12 protein-coding genes, 1 tRNA gene and 1 other RNA gene are annotated in these 18,211 nt (G+C 56.1%); 3 read left to right on the forward strand and 11 right to left on the reverse strand.

The annotated features are described in order from the left end of the window. Window positions 1–243: 243 nt before the first annotated feature. The 9 genes from SCU88_RS23755 to eptB form a co-directional block, all read right to left on the reverse strand. Entirely contained in the window at window positions 244–3,405 is a 3,162-nt protein-coding gene (locus SCU88_RS23755; RefSeq protein WP_175340079.1) for an autotransporter outer membrane beta-barrel domain-containing protein, read from the reverse strand. Window positions 3,406–3,831: 426 nt separating this feature from the next. Then, window positions 3,832–4,851 carry a dipeptide ABC transporter ATP-binding subunit DppF gene (gene dppF / locus SCU88_RS23760; RefSeq protein ID WP_175340080.1) on the reverse strand — a complete coding sequence of 340 codons (1,020 nt, stop codon included), beginning with the start codon at window positions 4,849–4,851 and terminating at the stop codon, window positions 3,832–3,834. After that, window positions 4,848–5,831 (reverse strand): dipeptide ABC transporter ATP-binding protein, encoded by a 984-nt coding sequence (gene dppD, locus SCU88_RS23765; protein WP_175340081.1) that lies wholly within the window; start codon window positions 5,829–5,831, stop codon window positions 4,848–4,850. The genes dppF and dppD overlap by 4 nt, the downstream gene beginning before the upstream one ends. Window positions 5,832–5,842: 11 nt before the next feature. Continuing rightward, window positions 5,843–6,742: a dipeptide ABC transporter permease DppC gene (dppC, locus tag SCU88_RS23770; RefSeq protein WP_138094815.1), complete on the reverse strand. Its 900-nt coding sequence runs from the start codon at window positions 6,740–6,742 to the stop codon at window positions 5,843–5,845. 10 nt (window positions 6,743–6,752) lie between these two features. Then, window positions 6,753–7,772, reverse strand: a complete 1,020-nt coding sequence (dppB, locus tag SCU88_RS23775) for a dipeptide ABC transporter permease DppB (RefSeq protein WP_138094817.1) — start codon at window positions 7,770–7,772, stop codon at window positions 6,753–6,755. A 152-nt stretch (window positions 7,773–7,924) separates the two neighbouring features. Further along, on the reverse strand, window positions 7,925–9,535 hold the full coding sequence (gene dppA / locus SCU88_RS23780) for a dipeptide ABC transporter periplasmic-binding protein DppA (RefSeq protein ID WP_175340082.1): 1,611 nt from the start codon (window positions 9,533–9,535) through the stop codon (window positions 7,925–7,927). 807 nt (window positions 9,536–10,342) lie between these two features. Next, window positions 10,343–10,474, reverse strand: a non-coding RNA gene (locus SCU88_RS23785) — RtT sRNA. 35 nt (window positions 10,475–10,509) lie between these two features. Beyond that, a tRNA-Pro gene (locus tag SCU88_RS23790) sits at window positions 10,510–10,586 on the reverse strand. Between the two features lie 81 nt (window positions 10,587–10,667). Beyond that, a complete protein-coding gene (eptB, locus tag SCU88_RS23795; protein ID WP_175340083.1) occupies window positions 10,668–12,356 on the reverse strand; it encodes a kdo(2)-lipid A phosphoethanolamine 7''-transferase in 1,689 nt (562 codons plus the stop codon). A gap of 301 nt (window positions 12,357–12,657) precedes the next feature. Between eptB and SCU88_RS23800 the strand changes: the two genes are divergently transcribed. Then, a complete protein-coding gene (locus tag SCU88_RS23800) occupies window positions 12,658–13,254 on the forward strand; it encodes an HD domain-containing protein (RefSeq protein ID WP_175340084.1) in 597 nt (198 codons plus the stop codon). Here SCU88_RS23800 and SCU88_RS23805 read toward each other — a convergent pair. Beyond that, window positions 13,245–14,447 (reverse strand): L-lactate MFS transporter, encoded by a 1,203-nt coding sequence (locus SCU88_RS23805; protein ID WP_175340085.1) that lies wholly within the window; start codon window positions 14,445–14,447, stop codon window positions 13,245–13,247. The two genes, SCU88_RS23800 and SCU88_RS23805, sit on opposite strands and share 10 nt — an antisense overlap. A 473-nt stretch (window positions 14,448–14,920) precedes the next feature. On the opposite strand from SCU88_RS23805, the gene tag reads away from it, so the two are divergent. Continuing rightward, complete coding sequence (tag, locus tag SCU88_RS23810) at window positions 14,921–15,484, forward strand: DNA-3-methyladenine glycosylase I (RefSeq protein ID WP_175340220.1); 564 nt, start codon at window positions 14,921–14,923, stop codon at window positions 15,482–15,484. Continuing rightward, window positions 15,484–15,921 (forward strand): N-acetyltransferase, encoded by a 438-nt coding sequence (locus tag SCU88_RS23815; protein WP_241666609.1) that lies wholly within the window; start codon window positions 15,484–15,486, stop codon window positions 15,919–15,921. The genes tag and SCU88_RS23815 overlap by 1 nt, the downstream gene beginning before the upstream one ends. On the opposite strand, the gene SCU88_RS23820 is transcribed toward SCU88_RS23815, so the two are convergent. Next, window positions 15,890–18,169, reverse strand: a complete 2,280-nt coding sequence (locus tag SCU88_RS23820) for a molybdopterin guanine dinucleotide-containing S/N-oxide reductase (protein WP_431810189.1) — start codon at window positions 18,167–18,169, stop codon at window positions 15,890–15,892. The genes SCU88_RS23815 and SCU88_RS23820 overlap by 32 nt on opposite strands. Window positions 18,170–18,211: the final 42 nt, after the last annotated feature.

Raw genomic sequence — 18,211 nt, forward strand, 5'->3', positions numbered from 1 at the left:
ATAAGCGAAGGGGCCCCGAAGGGCGTTTTTTACTGCCGGAAAGCCCGGGTTGCCAGGGAGCGGCGACTGAGCCCCTGGCCCGTTCACCGGCTGTGAATCAACAGAGAAGCTGTTGCCCAAAGTGAACGGAACAGCCCACCACATCATCATATTCCGCCAGTTTTACTCCACACTCATCTGCAATGCTCCCAAAAAAAAGCGCCCCTTTCACAAAGAAAGAAGCGCCTTATCTACCCATCAAAATCAGAACTGCAACTTAATCCCCAAAGTACCGCGTGTATCGCTGTACTTATTGCGCCCAACCTGCTGACCCACATCGGCCCACAGCGCCAGATTGCTGTTCAGTTGGCCTTCGGCGCCAATCCGAACTTCCGCCAGATTCTGGGTGCCGATCATGGCGTTACGCTCGCCGTTCATCTTCACCGCAAAGGTCCGGGTGTTATGTATCCAGTTGGCTTCAACGTAGGGGCGGAAGCGGTCAGAACCCCCTTTTTCCGTCCGTCCTTTCATCCAGGCGCGCATACCCAGCTGGGTCATCACATTGCCCGCCCCGCTGCTGCTAACGTGGGTTCCCTGATCTTCTACCAGCGAGTCCGCCCGCACGTCCATCCAGACAGCCTGACCGCGCGGTTCCAGCCAGAAGCTGAAGCGTTCGGAGCTACCGACCGGCAGCGCATAGCCTGCCTCTACCGAGGCCGTCACGCCTCGGGAGCGGTATTTTTCTTCGCGGAATTCGTCGCCGGAAACCCGGTTATGGAACCAGCCGTACTGAACCCAGGTATCAACCCAGGCACCGGTACGCCCGGCATCGTCAGCAAACCAGGTACCGTACAGTCCTACACTATAGCCGTTTACCTGACCGCGTGAGGTGTAGCCGGTCAGTTCCGAGCGGGTTTTGTTCTGGTTATGCCCATAGCCCGCCATCAGGCCAAGCCGCCAGCTGTCGCTCTCATTGCTGCTCCAGCGCGCCACATCGCCGCCGAGCTGTACGGCATAGCTGTTGCTGCGGCTAATCAACTGACCGCCCGCCTCTTCAAAGCGGCTGTGAGAGCCGGTGTTACGCAGCCACAGCGTAGTGGAGTGACGTTCGCCAGTGACAGGATCGATATATTCATGCTCCCCCTGCCGGTCATGCAGACGGGTAAGGAACAGCGTATTGGCTGCCGCGATATTGGCGATATAGCTACCGCTTTCCGGGCGATACACCTTGGTGTAGTCGTAACGCCCCTGGGTGCTGCCATCGTCACTGCCGCCGCTGCCATTCCCGGACTCATCCGGATTATCGCTGCCATCCCCGGATTCTCCCGAATTATCGCTGCCATTCCCTGATTCTCCCGGATTATCGCTGCCATTCCCGGATTCTCCCGGATTATCGCTGCCATTCCCGGACTCTCCCGGATTATCGCTGCCATTCCCGGACTCTCCCGGATTATCGCTGCCATTACCACTTTCGTTCTCAGCGGGGGCCTCTTCCGGCGTACCCGCGCCACCGCTACCTGACTCGCCGGAGCCGCCGCCCGCACTGCCGGTATCGTTGCCCGTTTCTTCTTCCGCCGGGGCTTCCGGCACATTCGCGCCAGCGCCGTTATCATCCCCAGACTCTACGTCTGAAGCGGGCGTTTCCGGTTCGGCAATAACGCCCGTCACATCCTCTTCGCTGTTACTCAGATACCAGTTGCTTCCTTTCTGCACCAGCGCGTAGTCGTACAGACCAATACCAACCCGTCGATCCAGATTAAATGCGCCATCGGATACGCCGCCAACGGTGATCAGTTCGATCCCAATATCGGTGTGTTCGCCGTGACCATAGATATTATTGAACTCTACCTGGGTGCTACCGCTGGTGTCGCCGGTGACCACCATACGATCGCCCGGAGAGTCATTGTCGCTATTCAGGGTGACGTTCATCACCAGAGTTCCGCCATCGCCGTGATAATCACCATTAACCGTCAGGGTCTTAAATTCCGAACCGGAATCATTCAGAAAGTTAATGGTGCCGCCGTTAAGCTGCAAACCGGTCAGCGTTGAGTTACCGGTCATATCCCAGACGCTGCCCGCACCGTTCAGCGCCAGATTCACCGTACCGCCATTCATGGCCGTCATGGTGCTGTAGAGATAGGAGTTATCCGCCGTGCGCAGATCGATATCCCCGCTATCGGCAACCACTGCGCCCCAGGCGTTCACCGTCTGGTCATTGAGCGTCACTTTACCGCCGTCCTGAGCAAAAAAAGCGGTGGCGTTATCTGCCGTGCGCAGATCGCCCAGATTGACGCTGCCGTTCAGATCGATGGCGCTGTTGCCTTCGGCCCCCACGTAAATCAGGTCGTTGCCCAACGGCGAACCTTCCGACACCGCAATATTCAGCTCGCCGTCCACCGCAATAGTCGAAGCCACATCATCCCGGCTGTTTTGCGCGGTGATAAAGCGATCGGTTTCACTGACGCTGGCATTGCTGTCAAGCATGACCCAGGTATCGCTTAACTGTACGTTCGCACCGTCACTGGCCACCACGCCGTTGATTCCATGGGTATTTCCCGCATCACGTACCAGCGTCAGCACGGCTCCACCTTGCAGATCGATATTCGCCAGTCCCGATGCCGTGGGACCGCTGGCAGACACCGCCGTTAACAGACCATTGCCGGAAACCGACAGGTCGGTGTAACCGGTAGCGGTAATACTGCCGCCGCTGGTGACCAGTCCCTGGATATTCACATCGTGGCTACCGCTGTTCACCACGATCGAAGATTGATTCATCGCGATATTCTGCCCTGCGGCCTCAATGCCCGTGGCATTGCCTTGCGCGATAATATTTAATCCCAGATTCTCAAGTTGAACATTGGTGCTCTGGCTGGTGTTACAGTTCCCCGCCGGGGTACAGCTTGCCAATATCCCGGTGATGTCACCCGAGCTATTATTAAGTTTTATCTGAGATAAGCCAGTTAAATTCACGAATTGCGAACTGGCATTTTCTGACCTCGCAATCGTGTTTATACCATATAACTGCGCCATATTCTGACCATAGTTTTCATCTGTAGCCTGAATATCGAGATCCTGGCCACGCACCATCCCGCCATTCTCAACGGTCAACGCATTCGCGCTATTACCAGAAATCATTTGGGTCCCGCTGCCCAAATCAATAGCGCTGCCATTAGCGTAAACCACATATCTGGCGAACGCTGCCGATACATTTGAGCTGTCAATGGTCGCACCGCCATTAATAACAATATTTCCTGCCCCCAGCACAATACCTTGTCCGGGCCCACCCGATACGCCGTTGATGGCCCAGACCGCCGAGACCTGGCTGCCGTTATCAATCACCAAATCACTGGCACAAACAGAGGCAGGCAGCAGCGCCAGGGCTATCTGAACAGCGAGTCGTTTCCTTACTCCAGGTAAAATCCGCATGAAGTTTCTTCCTGATACAGGGCTTCCATCTTCTCCGGCAAAAGTGTTCTTTCGCTACGGAGCGCTTTCGAAGAAGATAATTTCCTGTCTGGCTAAAACCAACCTATCTCCTAATGATGGGTACGCCAAGCCACAGACAGAAAATCTATCTCCAGGATAACTAATCAATTTTTAAGACTATTCCCGGATTAATTTCCTATAAAGACTTTCCTTAAAAATGAGATTTTTCACACGGAATTTTAAATTTTAAGAGGGGTAACACAACCCATATAACGGCATACAATTTAGATTCGGACATTTCTAACAATGCATCAAATAAAAATACAGAAAAGTACACGCAAAAATAGATATTACTGACGTTTCCATTCAGTGAACAAACAAAAAAAGAGCGCCACAGGGCGCTCTCGAAACATACTGCTACCTCACTCAAGCCGCGCAGGGGGAATCACCGTCATTTCCTTCGTCCTTATCCACGGCAAAGCAGGCCACCAGTTGCCCCTGGTATGACTTAAGCTGCGGTGGGGTTTGGGTACAGGGTTCAAAACAGCGGCGGCAGCGGGCGCTGAAGGCGCAACCCGGCGGCGGATTCAGCGGACTGGGCAGTTCGCCAGCGAGCTTAATCCGCTCCCGGCGTTGCTCCGGGTTAAGACGCGGCGTAGCCGACAACAGCGCCTGGGTGTAAGGGTGGCGCGGGTTATCGAAGATCTGCGACTTAGTGCCTTTTTCTACGCAGCGCCCCAGATACATCACCATCACCTCATCGGCGATGTGCTCCACTACCGAAAGATCGTGCGAGATAAAGACGTAGGAGAGCCCCATCTCCTGCTGCAGATCCATCATCAGGTTCAGCACCTGCGCCCGTACCGACACATCCAACGCCGAAACAGGTTCATCGGCAATCACCACGTCCGGGTCCAGCATCAGCCCGCGCGCAATCGCGATGCGCTGACGCTGACCGCCGGAAAACATATGCGGATAGCGATCGTAGTGCTCCTGTTTCAGCCCTACTTTCGCCATCATCGCCATGGCCTTTTCCCGACGTTCCACTTTGCCAAGCCCGGTATTAATCAGCAGCGGCTCTTCCAGAATCTGGCCCACCTTTTTACGCGGATTCAGCGAAGCATAGGGATTCTGGAATACAATCTGGATCTTCTGGCGCCGCAGCTTATCCGCCTGAGGGTCATGCTTCAGCAGGTCCTGGCCCTGCCAGTAAAGCTCGCCCCCGGTTGGCGTCTCTATCATGGTCAGCAGGCGCCCCAGAGTGGACTTACCGCAGCCGGATTCGCCCACCACCGCCAGGGTTTTACCGCGATCCAGGGTGAAAGAGACGCCGTCCAGCGCCTTTACCTGGCGTTCCGGCGCAAACATCCCGGTTTTCACCGGGTAGTACTTTTTCAAATCGGTGGCCTGCAACAGCGGCTGGCCGGGGTTATCTTGATTGCTCATAGCGTCGGCCTCCCGGCATCATCAAGCGGATAGTGGCACTTCGACTGACGGCCCTCTTCAAGGCTTGCAAGTCCTGGCTCTTCTGCCCGACAGCGATCGGTAGCGTAAGGGCAGCGCGGGTTCAGCAGGCAGCCGGACGGCCTGTCGTATTTACCCGGAACCACGCCCGGCAGTGAAGCCAGCCGCGCCTTGTCGTGCGCAAACTCCGGCAGCGCCCGCAGTAGTGCCTGAGTGTAAGGATGGCGAGGCGCACGGAAGATCTCTTCCGCCATTCCGGTCTCTACCACCTGTCCGGCATACATGACGATTATCTTGTGGGCGGCTTCGGCTACCAGCGCCAGATCGTGCGTGATCAGAATCAGCGCCATGTTCTCTTTCTGCTGCAGGTCCAACAGTAGCTCGATGATTTGCGCCTGGATGGTGACATCCAGCGCGGTGGTGGGTTCATCGGCAATCAGCAGTCGGGGTCGGCAGGCGATCGCCATGGCGATCATCACGCGCTGGCTCATACCACCAGAGAGCTGATGCGGATACACCTCCAGCCTTGATGCCGGATCGGGGATCCCCACCAGGTTCAGCAGGTCAATAGCCCGCTGGCGCCGGGTGCGGCGATTGCCGCCCTGATGCACCTTAATCGCTTCCATAATCTGATAGCCCACGGTGTAACAGGGGTTCAGGCTGGTCATCGGATCCTGGAAGATCATCGCCACATCGGCCCCCACCAGATTGCGGCGATCCCGTGAAGAAAGTCGCTGCAAATCCTGGCCGCTGAACATCAGCTCCTGCGCCATCACTTTGCCCGGGAAGTCGATAAGCCCCATCAACGCCAGGGAACTCACCGACTTGCCAGAGCCGGACTCACCGACAATGCCCACCACTTCGCCCTGATCCACGCTATAGCTCACGCGGTCCACGGCACGGAACGGCGCCACTTCGTCGCCGAAGTGCACCGATAAATTATCAACATTCAGTAACGCCATCTCATGCCTCTTTACTGCTTGAGTTTGGGATCGAGGGCGTCACGCAGGCCGTCCCCCATCAGGTTAAACGCCAGCACCGTCAGCAGAATGGCCAGTCCCGGGAAGGTCACGACCCACCAGGCACTCTGGGCAAACTGCAGAACATCCGAGAGCATGGTGCCCCATTCCGGCGTGGGCGGCTGCGCCCCCATCCCCAGGAAGCCAAGAGCAGCCATATCGAGAATGGCATTAGAAAAACCGAGCGACGCCTGAACGATCAGCGGAGCAAGGCAGTTCGGGAAGATATTGATAAACATCTGGCGCAGCGCGCCTGCGCCCGCCACCCGGGAAGCGGTCACATAGTCCCGATTAACCTCCGCCAGTACCGCGGCGCGGGTCAGTCGCACATAGTGCGGCAGCGCCACAAAGGTCAGCGCCAGCGAGGCATTAACGATAGACGGGCCGAAGATAGCCACCAGTACCAACGCCAGCAGCAGGCTGGGTAGCGCCAGCATAATGTCGACCACGCGCATAATGGCAATATCCACCACGCCGCCGAAGTAGCCTGCCACCAGGCCGAGGATAATCCCCATCACCAGCGACAGCGCCACCACCAGACAGCCCACCAGCAGTGACAGTCGGGCGCCGTGCATCAGGCGAGACAGCACATCGCGCCCCACGTCATCGGTCCCCAGAATATGCTGCCAGCTTCCTCCTTCCTGCCACACAGGCGGATGCAGCAGCGCATCGCGGAACTGCTCCGCCGGGTTATGCGGCGCAATAAAATTAGCCAGTAGTGCAATCGCAAACATCATCACGATATAGGCCAGGCCAACTACCGCGCCTTTGTTGCGTCGGAAGTAGAACCAGAATTCACGCAGCGGAGACATCGGCACCGGCGCGCTCAGATTATTTTCAGTCAGTTGCGTCATGATGCTCCCCTTACTTCCTGTGGCGAATGCGCGGATTCACCACGCCGTACAGCAGATCCACCAGCAGATTCACCAGGATAATCATGGTCGCCACCAGCAGTACGCCGCCCTGCACTACCGGATAATCGCGGCGCTGTAGCGCCTCAATCAACCAGCGGCCAAGCCCCGGCCAGGAGAAAATAGTTTCGGTCAGAATCGCTCCCGCCAGCAGGGTGCCGACCTGCAAGCCAATCACCGTCACCACCGGCAGCATCGCATTACGCAGGGCGTGCACGATGATCACCCTAAGGCGGCTCAGCCCCTTGGCGCGAGCGGTGCGGATATAGTCCTCGCCCAGCACTTCCAGCATTGAGGAGCGGGTCATACGCACAATCACCGCCAGCGGAATGGTGCCCAGTACGATGGAGGGCAACACCAAATGTCCCAGCGCGTTAATGAAGTCGCCCTCTTCGCCCCAGAGCGCGGTATCAATCAGCATAAAGCCGGTCAGCGGCATGGTATCGTCCAGAAACACCATATCGCTGATGCGCCCGGAAACCGGCGTCAGATCTAACTGCACCGACACCAGCATAATCAGCATCATGCCCCACCAGAAAATGGGCATGGAGTAGCCGGTCAGCGCCAGCCCCACAGCGGTGTGATCGAAGATTGAGCCACGTTTGACCGCCGCCAGTACACCTACCGGAATTCCCACCGCCACGGCGAAGATCATGGCGCACACGCCCAGTTCCAGCGTGGCCTTAAAGCGCGGAACGAATTCATCCCAGACCGGGATGCGGCTTTTCAGGGAGATGCCCAGATCGCCATGCAGCACGTTCCAGACATAGGTGAAATATTGCTGCCAGAGCGGCTTATCGAGCCCCAACTGCGCCAGAAGCTGAGCATGACGCTCAGCAGACATACCGCGCTCGCCCGCCATAATCATCACCGGATCGCCGGGAATCATATGCACAAAGGCGAAGGTCAGCAGCGTGATACCAATAAACGTTGGGATAACCAACCCCAGACGTCTGAGAATAAACTGCAGCATATCCTGGATTCTCTGTTATCTCCCCCCGGCGCTGGCGCCGTCTGGCGAACGCCACCGACCGTCCGGCGGGATAGGATGTGTTACAGATACGAAACCCTCCCGCTCCCAAACGGGAGCAGGAAGGCGGCGCATCATAGCGGAACGGGCCAGGATTACTCGTCTAAAGAAACCTGATCAAAATGGTGGTTGCCCAGCGGATCCACAACATAGCCCTTCACCTCTTTACGCACCGGCTCATAGACGGTGGAGTGAGCGATGATCAGCGCCGGAGCCTGATCGTGCATAACCACCTGGGCCTGCTTGTAGAGTTCAATACGCTTATCGTGGTTGTCTGAAGCACGGGCAGTCTGAATCAGATCCTCGAACGGCTTATAGCACCAGCGAGAATAGTTGGAGCCATCTTTAGCCGCCGCGCAGCTGAACAGAGTGGCGAAGAAGTTATCCGGATCCCCATTGTCACCGGTCCAGCCCATCATCACGGTCTGATGCTCGCCATCTTTGGCGCGCTTGAGGTATTCACCCCACTCGTAGGAGACAATCTTCGCCTTCACGCCAATTTTCGCCCAGTCGGCCTGGATCATCTCTGCCATACGACGGGCATTGGGGTTATAAGGACGCTGTACCGGCATAGCCCACAGATCGATGGTGAAGCCTTTTTCCATTCCGGCCTCTTTCAGCAACTGCTTCGCTTTTTCCGGGTCGTAGCTGTAGTCCTTCACATCGTCGTTGTAGCTCCACATGGTGGGCGGAATCAGGTTTTTAGCCGGCTGGCCTGCGCCCTGGTAAACGGCTTTGATAATCGCCTCTTTGTTCACCGCCCAGGTCAACGCCTGGCGAACCTTCACATTATCCAGCGGCGGCTTTTCAACGTTGAAGGACAGATAACCGACGTTAAGTCCCGGCTGCTCCATCATGGTGATATTTTTATCCTTCTTCATACCTTCGATATCCGCCGGATTGGGATAAGGCATGATTTGGCATTCGTTTTTCTGTAGCTTGGCGTAGCGTACCGAGGCGTCAGGCGTGATGGAGAAGACCAGGCGATCGACCTTCGCTTTATCTCCCCAGTAATCCTTAAAGGCTTTGTAGAGGATGCGGGAGTCTTTCTGATACTGCACTAACTGGAACGGGCCGGTTCCCACCGGGTTGAGATCCAACTTCTCTGGCGTGCCCGCCTTCAGCATGGCATCGGCATACTCTTTAGACAGGATGGAAGAGAAGCTCATCGCCAGATCGGCCAGGAACGGCGCTTCGGGGCGGTTCAGCACTATCTGGACGGTATAGTCGTCAACCTTCTTCACTTCTTTAATCAGCGCCGGGAATCCCATACCTTCAAAGTACTCATAGCTGCCGCCAGAGACATTGTGGTAAGGATTCTGCTTATTCATCTGACGATCGAAGGAGAAGATAACATCGTCGGCATTCAGATCGCGGGTGGGCTTAAAGTTTTTAGTGGTGTGCCACTTCACGCCTTTGCGCAAATGGAAGGTGTAGGTTTTACCATCTTCGCTGACGTCCCATTTTTCCGCGACGCCCGGCCGCAGATCGGTGGTGCCCAGCTTAAATTCCACCAGTCGGTTATAAATGGGAAACGCGCTGGCATCGTTAGTAGTGCCAGAGGTGAACAACTGCGGGTTAAACCCTTCCGGAGAAGCTTCTGAACAATAAACCAGTGTTTTTGACTGTACGCTCGCGGCGATGGTCATAGCCAGCAGGCCAAGACCCAGTTTTATCATCCCTGATTTTCGCAAGGAATTTCTCATCAATTTTGCTCCAGTGTGATGTGTGTTGTGCGTTGTTTTCCCCCGCCATAACACCGATTGTTTCACTGTAGCTGGCCGTAAAGCGCCGACAACATCGTCGTCTATACCCTAAATAATTCGAGTTGCAGAAAGGCGGCAGGCTCGTGAATCCCCGGGAGCATAGCCGTACTATGTAACCGGGGTGAGCGAGTGCAGCCAACGCATCCGCAGCTTGAAGTATGACGGGTATATGCACTGAGTCAGGCCAGACTACGTTAATAAAACCTGCGTTATTTAGGGATTAACGTCGGACCTTTTTTATTTTTTACCCGGCCCGTTCGGAATATAAGTGAGGTAATCCCTGAGGTTATGGCCCGGTTATCCAGACAAAGAACCTGTTTACCCCCTTTCTCGCACTACAATCTGTCAACTGACAGACTAAAGGTCAATATAGTCGTCGGGGTTTTGTCAAAATTGTGTGCCATACGAAACAACGCTTAAAAAAAGCCTGTGCCTCGATTCACAGTACAGAAAATTATGCTACCGCCAGTTAATTAGAATAATACGCTGAATACAGGTTAAGAATCAGTCATCAATGAGGTTCGTTTTTCTGTGAAATTTGTCCCAGACAATGTGCTTATGGTGGGTTTATAGCGAACAATCTTCCGGTTTTAGAAGAAAATGCTATGGCGGTATTGAAGAAAAAAGGTGAGTCGGACCCTCACCCCGTCCCTCTCCCTAAGGGAGAGGGGGCCACCGACAAACGGTTGGCGTTGAGGGGCCCCGGAAAGCAAAAAACCCAACCTTACGGTTGGGTTTTTCTGAATTTGGTCGGTGATAGAGGATGACTCGCCACTCCGTGGCTCGCCCTGCGGGCCGTTGCTATGCAACGTTCTCTCGCTCCGCTCGAGTCGAACCTCTGCCCCCGGAGGTTCTCATCCTCTCTTGCCTTACAAAGCAAAAAACCCAACCTTACGGTTGGGTTTTTCTGAATTTGGTCGGTGATAGAGGATTCGAACCTCCGACCCCTTCGTCCCGAACGAAGTGCGCTACCAGGCTGCGCCAATCACCGAATGCGGGGCGCATATTACTGCCCCCCTGTTGTGGCGTCAATCCTTTTTAAGAAAAAGAGAATCGATCGCCTGAAATCCCATCAATCCACTGCTTTCGCCGCCGAAGCGTCCGGAATGTGGCACCAGTTATTCTGCTCGTGAATCCCGCCATCCGGCGATGTGTAGCCCAGACAGCCCAGGATAGAGTCGTACAGCTCCACGTGGCGATGCTTCACGCCGCGTTTTGCCTCTTCCTGCATATGCGCAAAGCCGCGGGCGCGCTCAGGATCCTCCAGATACTTATCAGAAGCCCAGACCAGCAGCGGCACCCGGAACTGCTCCGGCGGCGCCATTTCACGCGGCGTACCGTGCAGACGCTCGTGTTCGTTAATGGACTCACCGTGATCCGACGCATAGAAGATCAGCGCCTTCTTATCACGGAACTGGTCATAAACCTTATCGATAAAACTGTCCACATAGAGGATGGAGTTATCGTAAGCGTTGATCAGCTCTGCCTGACTACAGTCCCTATCCCCGCCAATACACTCCGGCTTCCACTTCGCGTAATCACGAGTGTAGCGCTGGGCGTAGGAGAAGTGAGAACCCTTGGTATGCAGAATCACCAGGTGTTTCCCCTTAGGATGTTTCGCCAGCGAATCTTTCACCTCATCCAGCAGCAGCATATCGTCCACCCGTTTGCCCTGATGGCGGGCGCCGATGATCTCACGATAGGCAATATTTTCTGCCATGGTGTTACTGTAAAACCAGAGTTCACTCTGCATCGCAAACAGATCGCTGCTGAAACCCAACTGACGCAGCACCGCAAAAATGTTCTGCTCTTTCAGGGTACGCTGCGGATTATCTTCCGCCCCCCCTTCCCGCACGAACATACAGCGTAGCGAAAGCTTGGTTGCGGTATCGCAAGACTCACCGCGAAAGGCCGCCAGGTTCTTCTCGCGCGAGAGATTCGGCGTGGTATCACGCTCATAGCCTAGCACCCCCATATGATCCCAACGGGTGGTTTCACCGATAATAAACACCACATAGGTATCGTCGATGCCCTTCGGCGCCTCATATTTGAACTTCTGCGCCGGGTTCATCAGCGAATTGTGATCCGCTGATTCATCTACCTGCGCCCAGGCGTAGAGACCCAGCGCCGCAACCCAGTTCGAAGGCAGATAAGAGTTAGCCACCACGCCGCCGTAGCTCGGCATATCAACCCGGGTGGCCTCTTCAATCTCTTTCATCTGGATATCAATAAAACGCAGCGGCGCCCAAACCAGCAGACCGGCGACAACCACCACGGCCAGGTTCTTCAGACGCAGCCCGGGAGTACGCAGTTGATGAAGCAGAGTAAAACGGCAGCGATTACTCCAGATAAGCAGCAGCGGCAGCGCGCTGACCAGTACCATCCAGATAATGAAATTTTTACCGACCACTTCTTTCGAAAGATCGATATCCGTCGTCATTACCGAGGCAACAATGCCATAGCCAATCACGACATTTAAAAATGTCATGTAATAGCTGGCGCCCACCGAACAGAGCACAACAAAAGAGGCCAGTACCTGCCAGAGCCGACGGCCAAACAGTGAAATAATCCGGAACAAAAAGAAGGTGACCAGAACTGTCGCCGCCACTTCTACCACGGCGGTCACGCCATCGAGCAGCGTGAAGTCCTGTGCGAACAGACTGAAGCGCCGATAAAATACCGATGCATTCAGAAAGAGGCCGATATAGATAGCCAACAGAAAGCAGAGTTTCTGCTGAGTTATCGATTTTATAAATTTCATGCAAGCCGCCCCGGCAAAAATAAAAAGGTCTTAAAACACTTATCTGACCCTGAAAACGCGCCAGAGTTCTGAGGGGAATACCCACGAAGTAAAACAGGATTAATCTGCAACAATCCAGGCAGGTGGAAAAATAAAAGTCGCACATACTTTAAGGTGTTTCGCAATGGATAAAAATTAGACAATTCTGTATCTGACTATTCTGAGCGAATATGCTTAATTTTTTCGGTAAAACTGGACGCGTTATAAGAGGTTATGGGAAAACATCAGAGTAAGTGGCTCAGGTTTCACGGGAGGAAAACGGATGCTGTCACTGGAAGAACGCGCTCGCCGCTTTGCAACAAGGGCCCATGCAGCCCAGGATCAACGGCGTAAATATACCAACGATCCCTATATCATCCACCCCGCAGCGGTGGTGGAACAGGTACGTCTGGTACTGCCCGAAGATGAGCCCGCGTTGGCCGCCGCCTGGCTGCACGATACCGTAGAAGATACCGATACCACCCTGGCCGATATCGAAAGCCATTTCGGCCCCGAAGTGGCGCGTCTGGTAGAAATGCTGACCAATCCGCCTACACCGGAAGAGATGAACCGCGCCCAGCGTAAGCGCCTGCACTTTCAGCATACCGCCCACGCCTGTTCCCGCGCCCAGACCATTAAGCTGGCCGACATTATCGACAACACCCGGGAACTATTACATTTCGATCCCGACTTCGCGCGGGTTTACCTGCTGGAAAAGCGACTACAGTTGGACAGTATGACGCTGGGGGATGCCCGACTACGCCAGCAGGCGCAGCAGGTGGTGGAACAGGGGATTACCCAATTAATGAGGCCGCCGTATAACGTCCCGGCGGCCTGGTTTGATAAACGAGCAACGCACTATCTGGCACCTCAGGCGTGAACCTCTTTCAGGTGCTCGCTGCCCGGCTGACGAATAGTGGTGGAGAACGCCAGCGACAGAATCAACAGGGCGAAGATAACGCAGAAGGTGATATAGAAGCCGCCAAACAGCGACGCGATAATCGAACCGCAGATGCTGCCGATACCGAAGCCCAGGTAGATCACGCCGTAGTTTTTAGTCAGGTTATTCAACCCGAAGAATTCGCTGACCAGTGACGGATAGACGGTGATAGTGCCGCCGAAGTTAAAGGCTACGCAGGCAATCGCCGCGAAAAAGGTCATGGCGTTTAGCGGCGCGAACAGCAGCGCGGCCATCCCCACCAGCGAAATCACCTGCCCGAGGGTAATCACCCGGATACGCGCTATTTTGTCCGACAGCACCCCCAGCACCAGGCGACCGCCAAGGTTGGCAATGGAGATAACGGTCACAGCGCTGGCTGCAGTCATCGCATCCAGGTGTACCATCCCCTGGGCGATATCCTTGGCAACGCCGATTACATACAGACCGCTCATGCAGGCGGTCAGAAACATCAGCGCCAGCATCCAGTACTGCGGTTTGCGCATGGATTCGGCCAGCGTGAAATCCTGTTCGGCACTGCCATCGGCCGCGGTGACTTCCTGCTGCGGCGCATCGCTCATCAGGACAGAGCCCGCCAGTACCATCGCCAGCGCCATCGCGCCCCAGATAATAAAGGTGTTTTCCAGGCCGTAAGCCGCCAGCAGGTGGCTGTTGATAAATTTAAAGCCCAGGCTGCCCAGCCCGTAGGAGCCAATGGCAAAGGCGGAAATCAGCCCCTTGCGCTCCGGGAACCATTTAACGCAGTTCGACAGCGTCATCAGATATCCGGCCCCGTCCGCCAGCCCCACCAGTACCCCGGCGCACAGCCAGAGGAGCATCAGGTTACTGGACCAGGCGGTCAGGCACAGCCCCACGCCCAGCATCAGACCCGCAGCGACAGAAACCCGGCGCACGCCGAAGCGGTCCTGCAGCTTACCCGCTACCGAAGAGGAGAGCGCCAGCGCCAGGCTGAGCAGGCCGAAGGAAAAGGCCACCTGGCTCACCGGTTCGCCCAACTTATTCGCCAGCGGGCCATTAAACAGGCTCCAGGTATAGACAGAGCCCAGCGCAAACTGCGTGATGATGGTACCGATAAGGGTTAACCAGCGGGTACGATTCGTTGTAGTCATGTTCATAGCAGAAGTCCTGGTCAACAAATGAAATCGTCAATCTCTGCCAGCTACCTTATCCGTCACGTAATACGACCAGGGGGAAAAAGGAATGAAATGCCGCTCAGGCGGAATGAAATGCCACAGGACGGGAATGAATGACAGCGCCACCTGTCCACCCACCAAAAAAGTAAGCAGTCACTTCTCTTTAATGCCTTGCTATACAAGGCCTTAACGATTACAAATCAGTATCTGATGATTAACATATCTCCGCCATTGTTAACACATGACGCACAGTGTCAGAGCGCAAACCACAGGAATAGCGGGTTCCCACCACACCCGGCGAAATTCGCCAAAACGATAGTAAGCACTAACTTATTTTTCCTGCTACCCGCCCACCGCGATCCGGGCTGCAAATTTTGGTCATGCCTGACCGGCTACAGCCGAAAAGCGCTATTATCGCCACTGGCGATTCCGCCGGTCTGATTAAGGAGCAATCAATGCAACGCTGTGGATGGGTGACTCAGGACCCGCTCTATCTTGCCTATCACGACAATGAGTGGGGCATGCCGGAAACAGATCGGCAGAAGCTGTTTGAAATGATCTGCCTGGAAGGCCAGCAGGCGGGGCTGTCATGGATAACAGTGCTGAAAAAGCGGGAAAACTACCGCCGGGCCTTCCACCACTTCAACCCCGAAGTGGTCGCTCAAATGACGCCCGATGACATAGAAAGACTGTTACAGGATCCGGGAATTATTCGCCACCGGGGGAAAGTGACCGCGATTATCGGTAACGCCCGATCACTGCTGGCCATGGAGCAGGACGGCGAAGATTTTGTGCAGTTCGTCTGGTCCTTTGTTGACGGACAGCCCATCATCAACCACGCCGCCAGCCTGGATGAGGTTCCGGTCACCACACCGGCCTCCGATGCGCTGTCGAAAGCACTGAAAAAACGCGGCTTCAAGTTTGTGGGCTCCACCATCTGCTACTCCTTTATGCAGGCCTGCGGTCTGGTTAACGACCACCTGACCAGTTGCTTTTGCCATCCGGAATCGAAGGTGTGATTCGCCCCCTGGTGCCTCAGGCGGATATTTCGCCGCTACTGACGCTATGGCTGGAGAGCACCACCCTGGCTCACCCCTTTATCCCGGCCAGCTACTGGCACGAGAGCCTGCCCGCAGTGCGCGACGACTATCTGCCCCACGCCCGGAGCTGGGTGTGGGATGATGGCGCACTGCGCGGCTTCGTCAGCGTGATGAATGAACGTTTCGTCGGCGCGCTGTTTGTCGCCCCCGAATGCGCCCGCCGGGGCATTGGCGGCGCGCTACTGCGCCATGCCCAGAGCCGCTACCCGCGACTGAGCCTGGAGGTGTACCAGCAAAACACCCGAGCCGTTGCTTTCTATCAGGCCCAGGGGTTTCGCGTGGTGGAATCTGCCTGGCAGCGCGACACCCGCCACCACACCTGGATTATGCAGTGGCAGGCGGATCAAACGCCCTGACCGGCATCTCAGGCCCCTGATATTTTTCCAGCCAGACCAGCGATGAATTAGCCGCACAGCCGTTCGCCAGCCGCGAGGTAGGAATATCCAGGGTCAGCACGTTGACCGCGCCGTGTCGGCAAAGATTGCCGGCTTCCGGCGCCAGATCCGGCCATCCTCCCTCGTGAATACAGATGACGCCCGGCTTAATATCCGCCGTGACCTGCGCGCCAGCCAGCACCTGGCCGCGCTGGTTCCAGACCCGCACCACATCGCCATCGGCAATACCGCGCGCTGCCGCATCAATAGGATGCAGCGTGACTGGCTCACGCCCCGCCACCGCATAACGTTCACGTAGCTGCGCGTAGTTCAACTGGCTGTGCAGCCGGTGCGCGGGGTGGGAAGAGAGCAACTGAAGCTGCCCTTCCCGGGCGTTGCCATGCCATTCATCCGGCGCCAGCCAGCGGGGATGAGGCGGGCAGTCGGCGTAACCGTAAGCGGCAATGCGTTCAGAATAGATCTCGATTTTGCCGCTGGGCGTCTTCAGTGGATGACCCTGGGGATCGGCCCGAAAGTCGCCAAAGCGCACAAACCGGGCGTTGTTTTCATCTTCCGGCATCTCGACAATCTGATTCGCCGCCCAGAATGCGGAGAATTCCGGCAGCGCAACGCCGCGGGCTTCACCCTGCTTACGTGCAACGTCGTAGAAATAGTTCAGCCAGGCCATTTCATCCCGCCCTTCGGTAAAGCGCTCGCGACCGCCCTGCTCCAGCCGTTCGGCCAGAGAGGCGAAGACATCGAAATCGTTACGCGCGCCGAATTGCGGCGCCACGACCTGCTTCATCGGCACCAGATGCTGCTGACTGTAATCACCGGTCATGGTCAGATCGTTGCGTTCAAACGAAGTGGTAATCGGCAGCACAATATCGGCGTGCTTCGCCGCCGCCGTCCAGAAACATTCTGAGATCACCACCAGCTCCGGCTTCTGCCAGGCGGCAATCAGGCGGTTGGTATCCTGATGATGCGTAAAGTTACCGCCACCGGCCCACCAGACCATGCGGATATCGGGGAACTGACGCGTTTCACCGTTATGCTGATAGACGCCGCCGGGGTTCTCCAACGCTTCGACAATACGCGCTACCGGAATGCGCTCCACGGCATCGCTACCCCCGGCCACGCGGCCCTGCATCGAAGCCGGTACAGCGGCCCGACGCGTGGGGTTACCGCCGTTCGCAAAGTGGTACGACAGTCCAAAACCGCCGCCGGGCAGCCCAATCTGGCCCAGCATGGCGGCCAGAGTAATCAGCATCCAGTGCTTCTGTTCGCCATACTGCTGGCGCTGCATGCCCCAGCCAGCCATTAACATAGTGCGATGATGGCGAAAGATATCTGCCAGTTCACGAATTTTATCGCCAGATACACCACAGATGGCCGCCGCCCACTCCGCATTTTTCGCCACGCCGTCATCCCTGCCTGTCAGGTAGCGCTCAAAGATGTCATAACCATGGGTGCATGAGTCCAGGAACGCCCTGTCGTGCCAGCCGTTTTCCACCAGGGTATGGGCAATACCCAGCATCAGCGCCACATCACTGCCCATATGTGGGGCTACCCATTCGGCGCTATCCCCCAGGAAGGCCGCCGTTTCCGAACGCATGGGATCGATACAAATCAGGCGCTTACCGCTCTGTTTAAGCTGTTCGAAGAAGCCGATGCCCTGCTCGTCTGATGCATTCCAGGCAATCTTCAACGTATTTAGCGGGTTAGCGCTCCAGAGCACCACCACCTCACTGTGCTCCAGCACCAGCGGCCAACTGGTCTGCTGTTGATATACCTCATTGCTGCCCACCACGTAGGGCATAATCACCTGGGCCGCGCCGGTGGAATAATCGCCCAGATGGCCGGTATAGCCCCCCGCCTGACTCATATAGCGCTGTAGTAGCGTGGCCGCTTTGTGCAGGATGCCGTTAGATCGCCAGCCATAAGAGCCTGCGAAAATCGCGGCGGGGCCATGGCTGGCACGAATGCGTTGATGCTGCGCGTGGATAAGATCCAGCGCTTCTTCCCAGCTTACGCGCACATACTCATCCTGCCCGCGCACGCCCTGCGGTTTATCCGGTGATGTCAGGAATCCCTTACGGACCATCGGCCAACGCACGCGGGTTTTACTGTGAACCTGGTCACGCACCGCGCTCTGTAACGAGTTCGGATGTACCGAAGCCAGGGCCCCCGTGGAGGAAAATACCTGCTCACCGTCGGTCTCAACCAACATGGGCCCCCAGTGGGCCGCGGTCAGAATCGTTTTTGTTGAAGT

Source organism: Jejuibacter sp. L23, from assembly GCF_050815825.1.
Lineage (GTDB): Bacteria > Pseudomonadota > Gammaproteobacteria > Enterobacterales > Enterobacteriaceae > Jejubacter > Jejubacter calystegiae.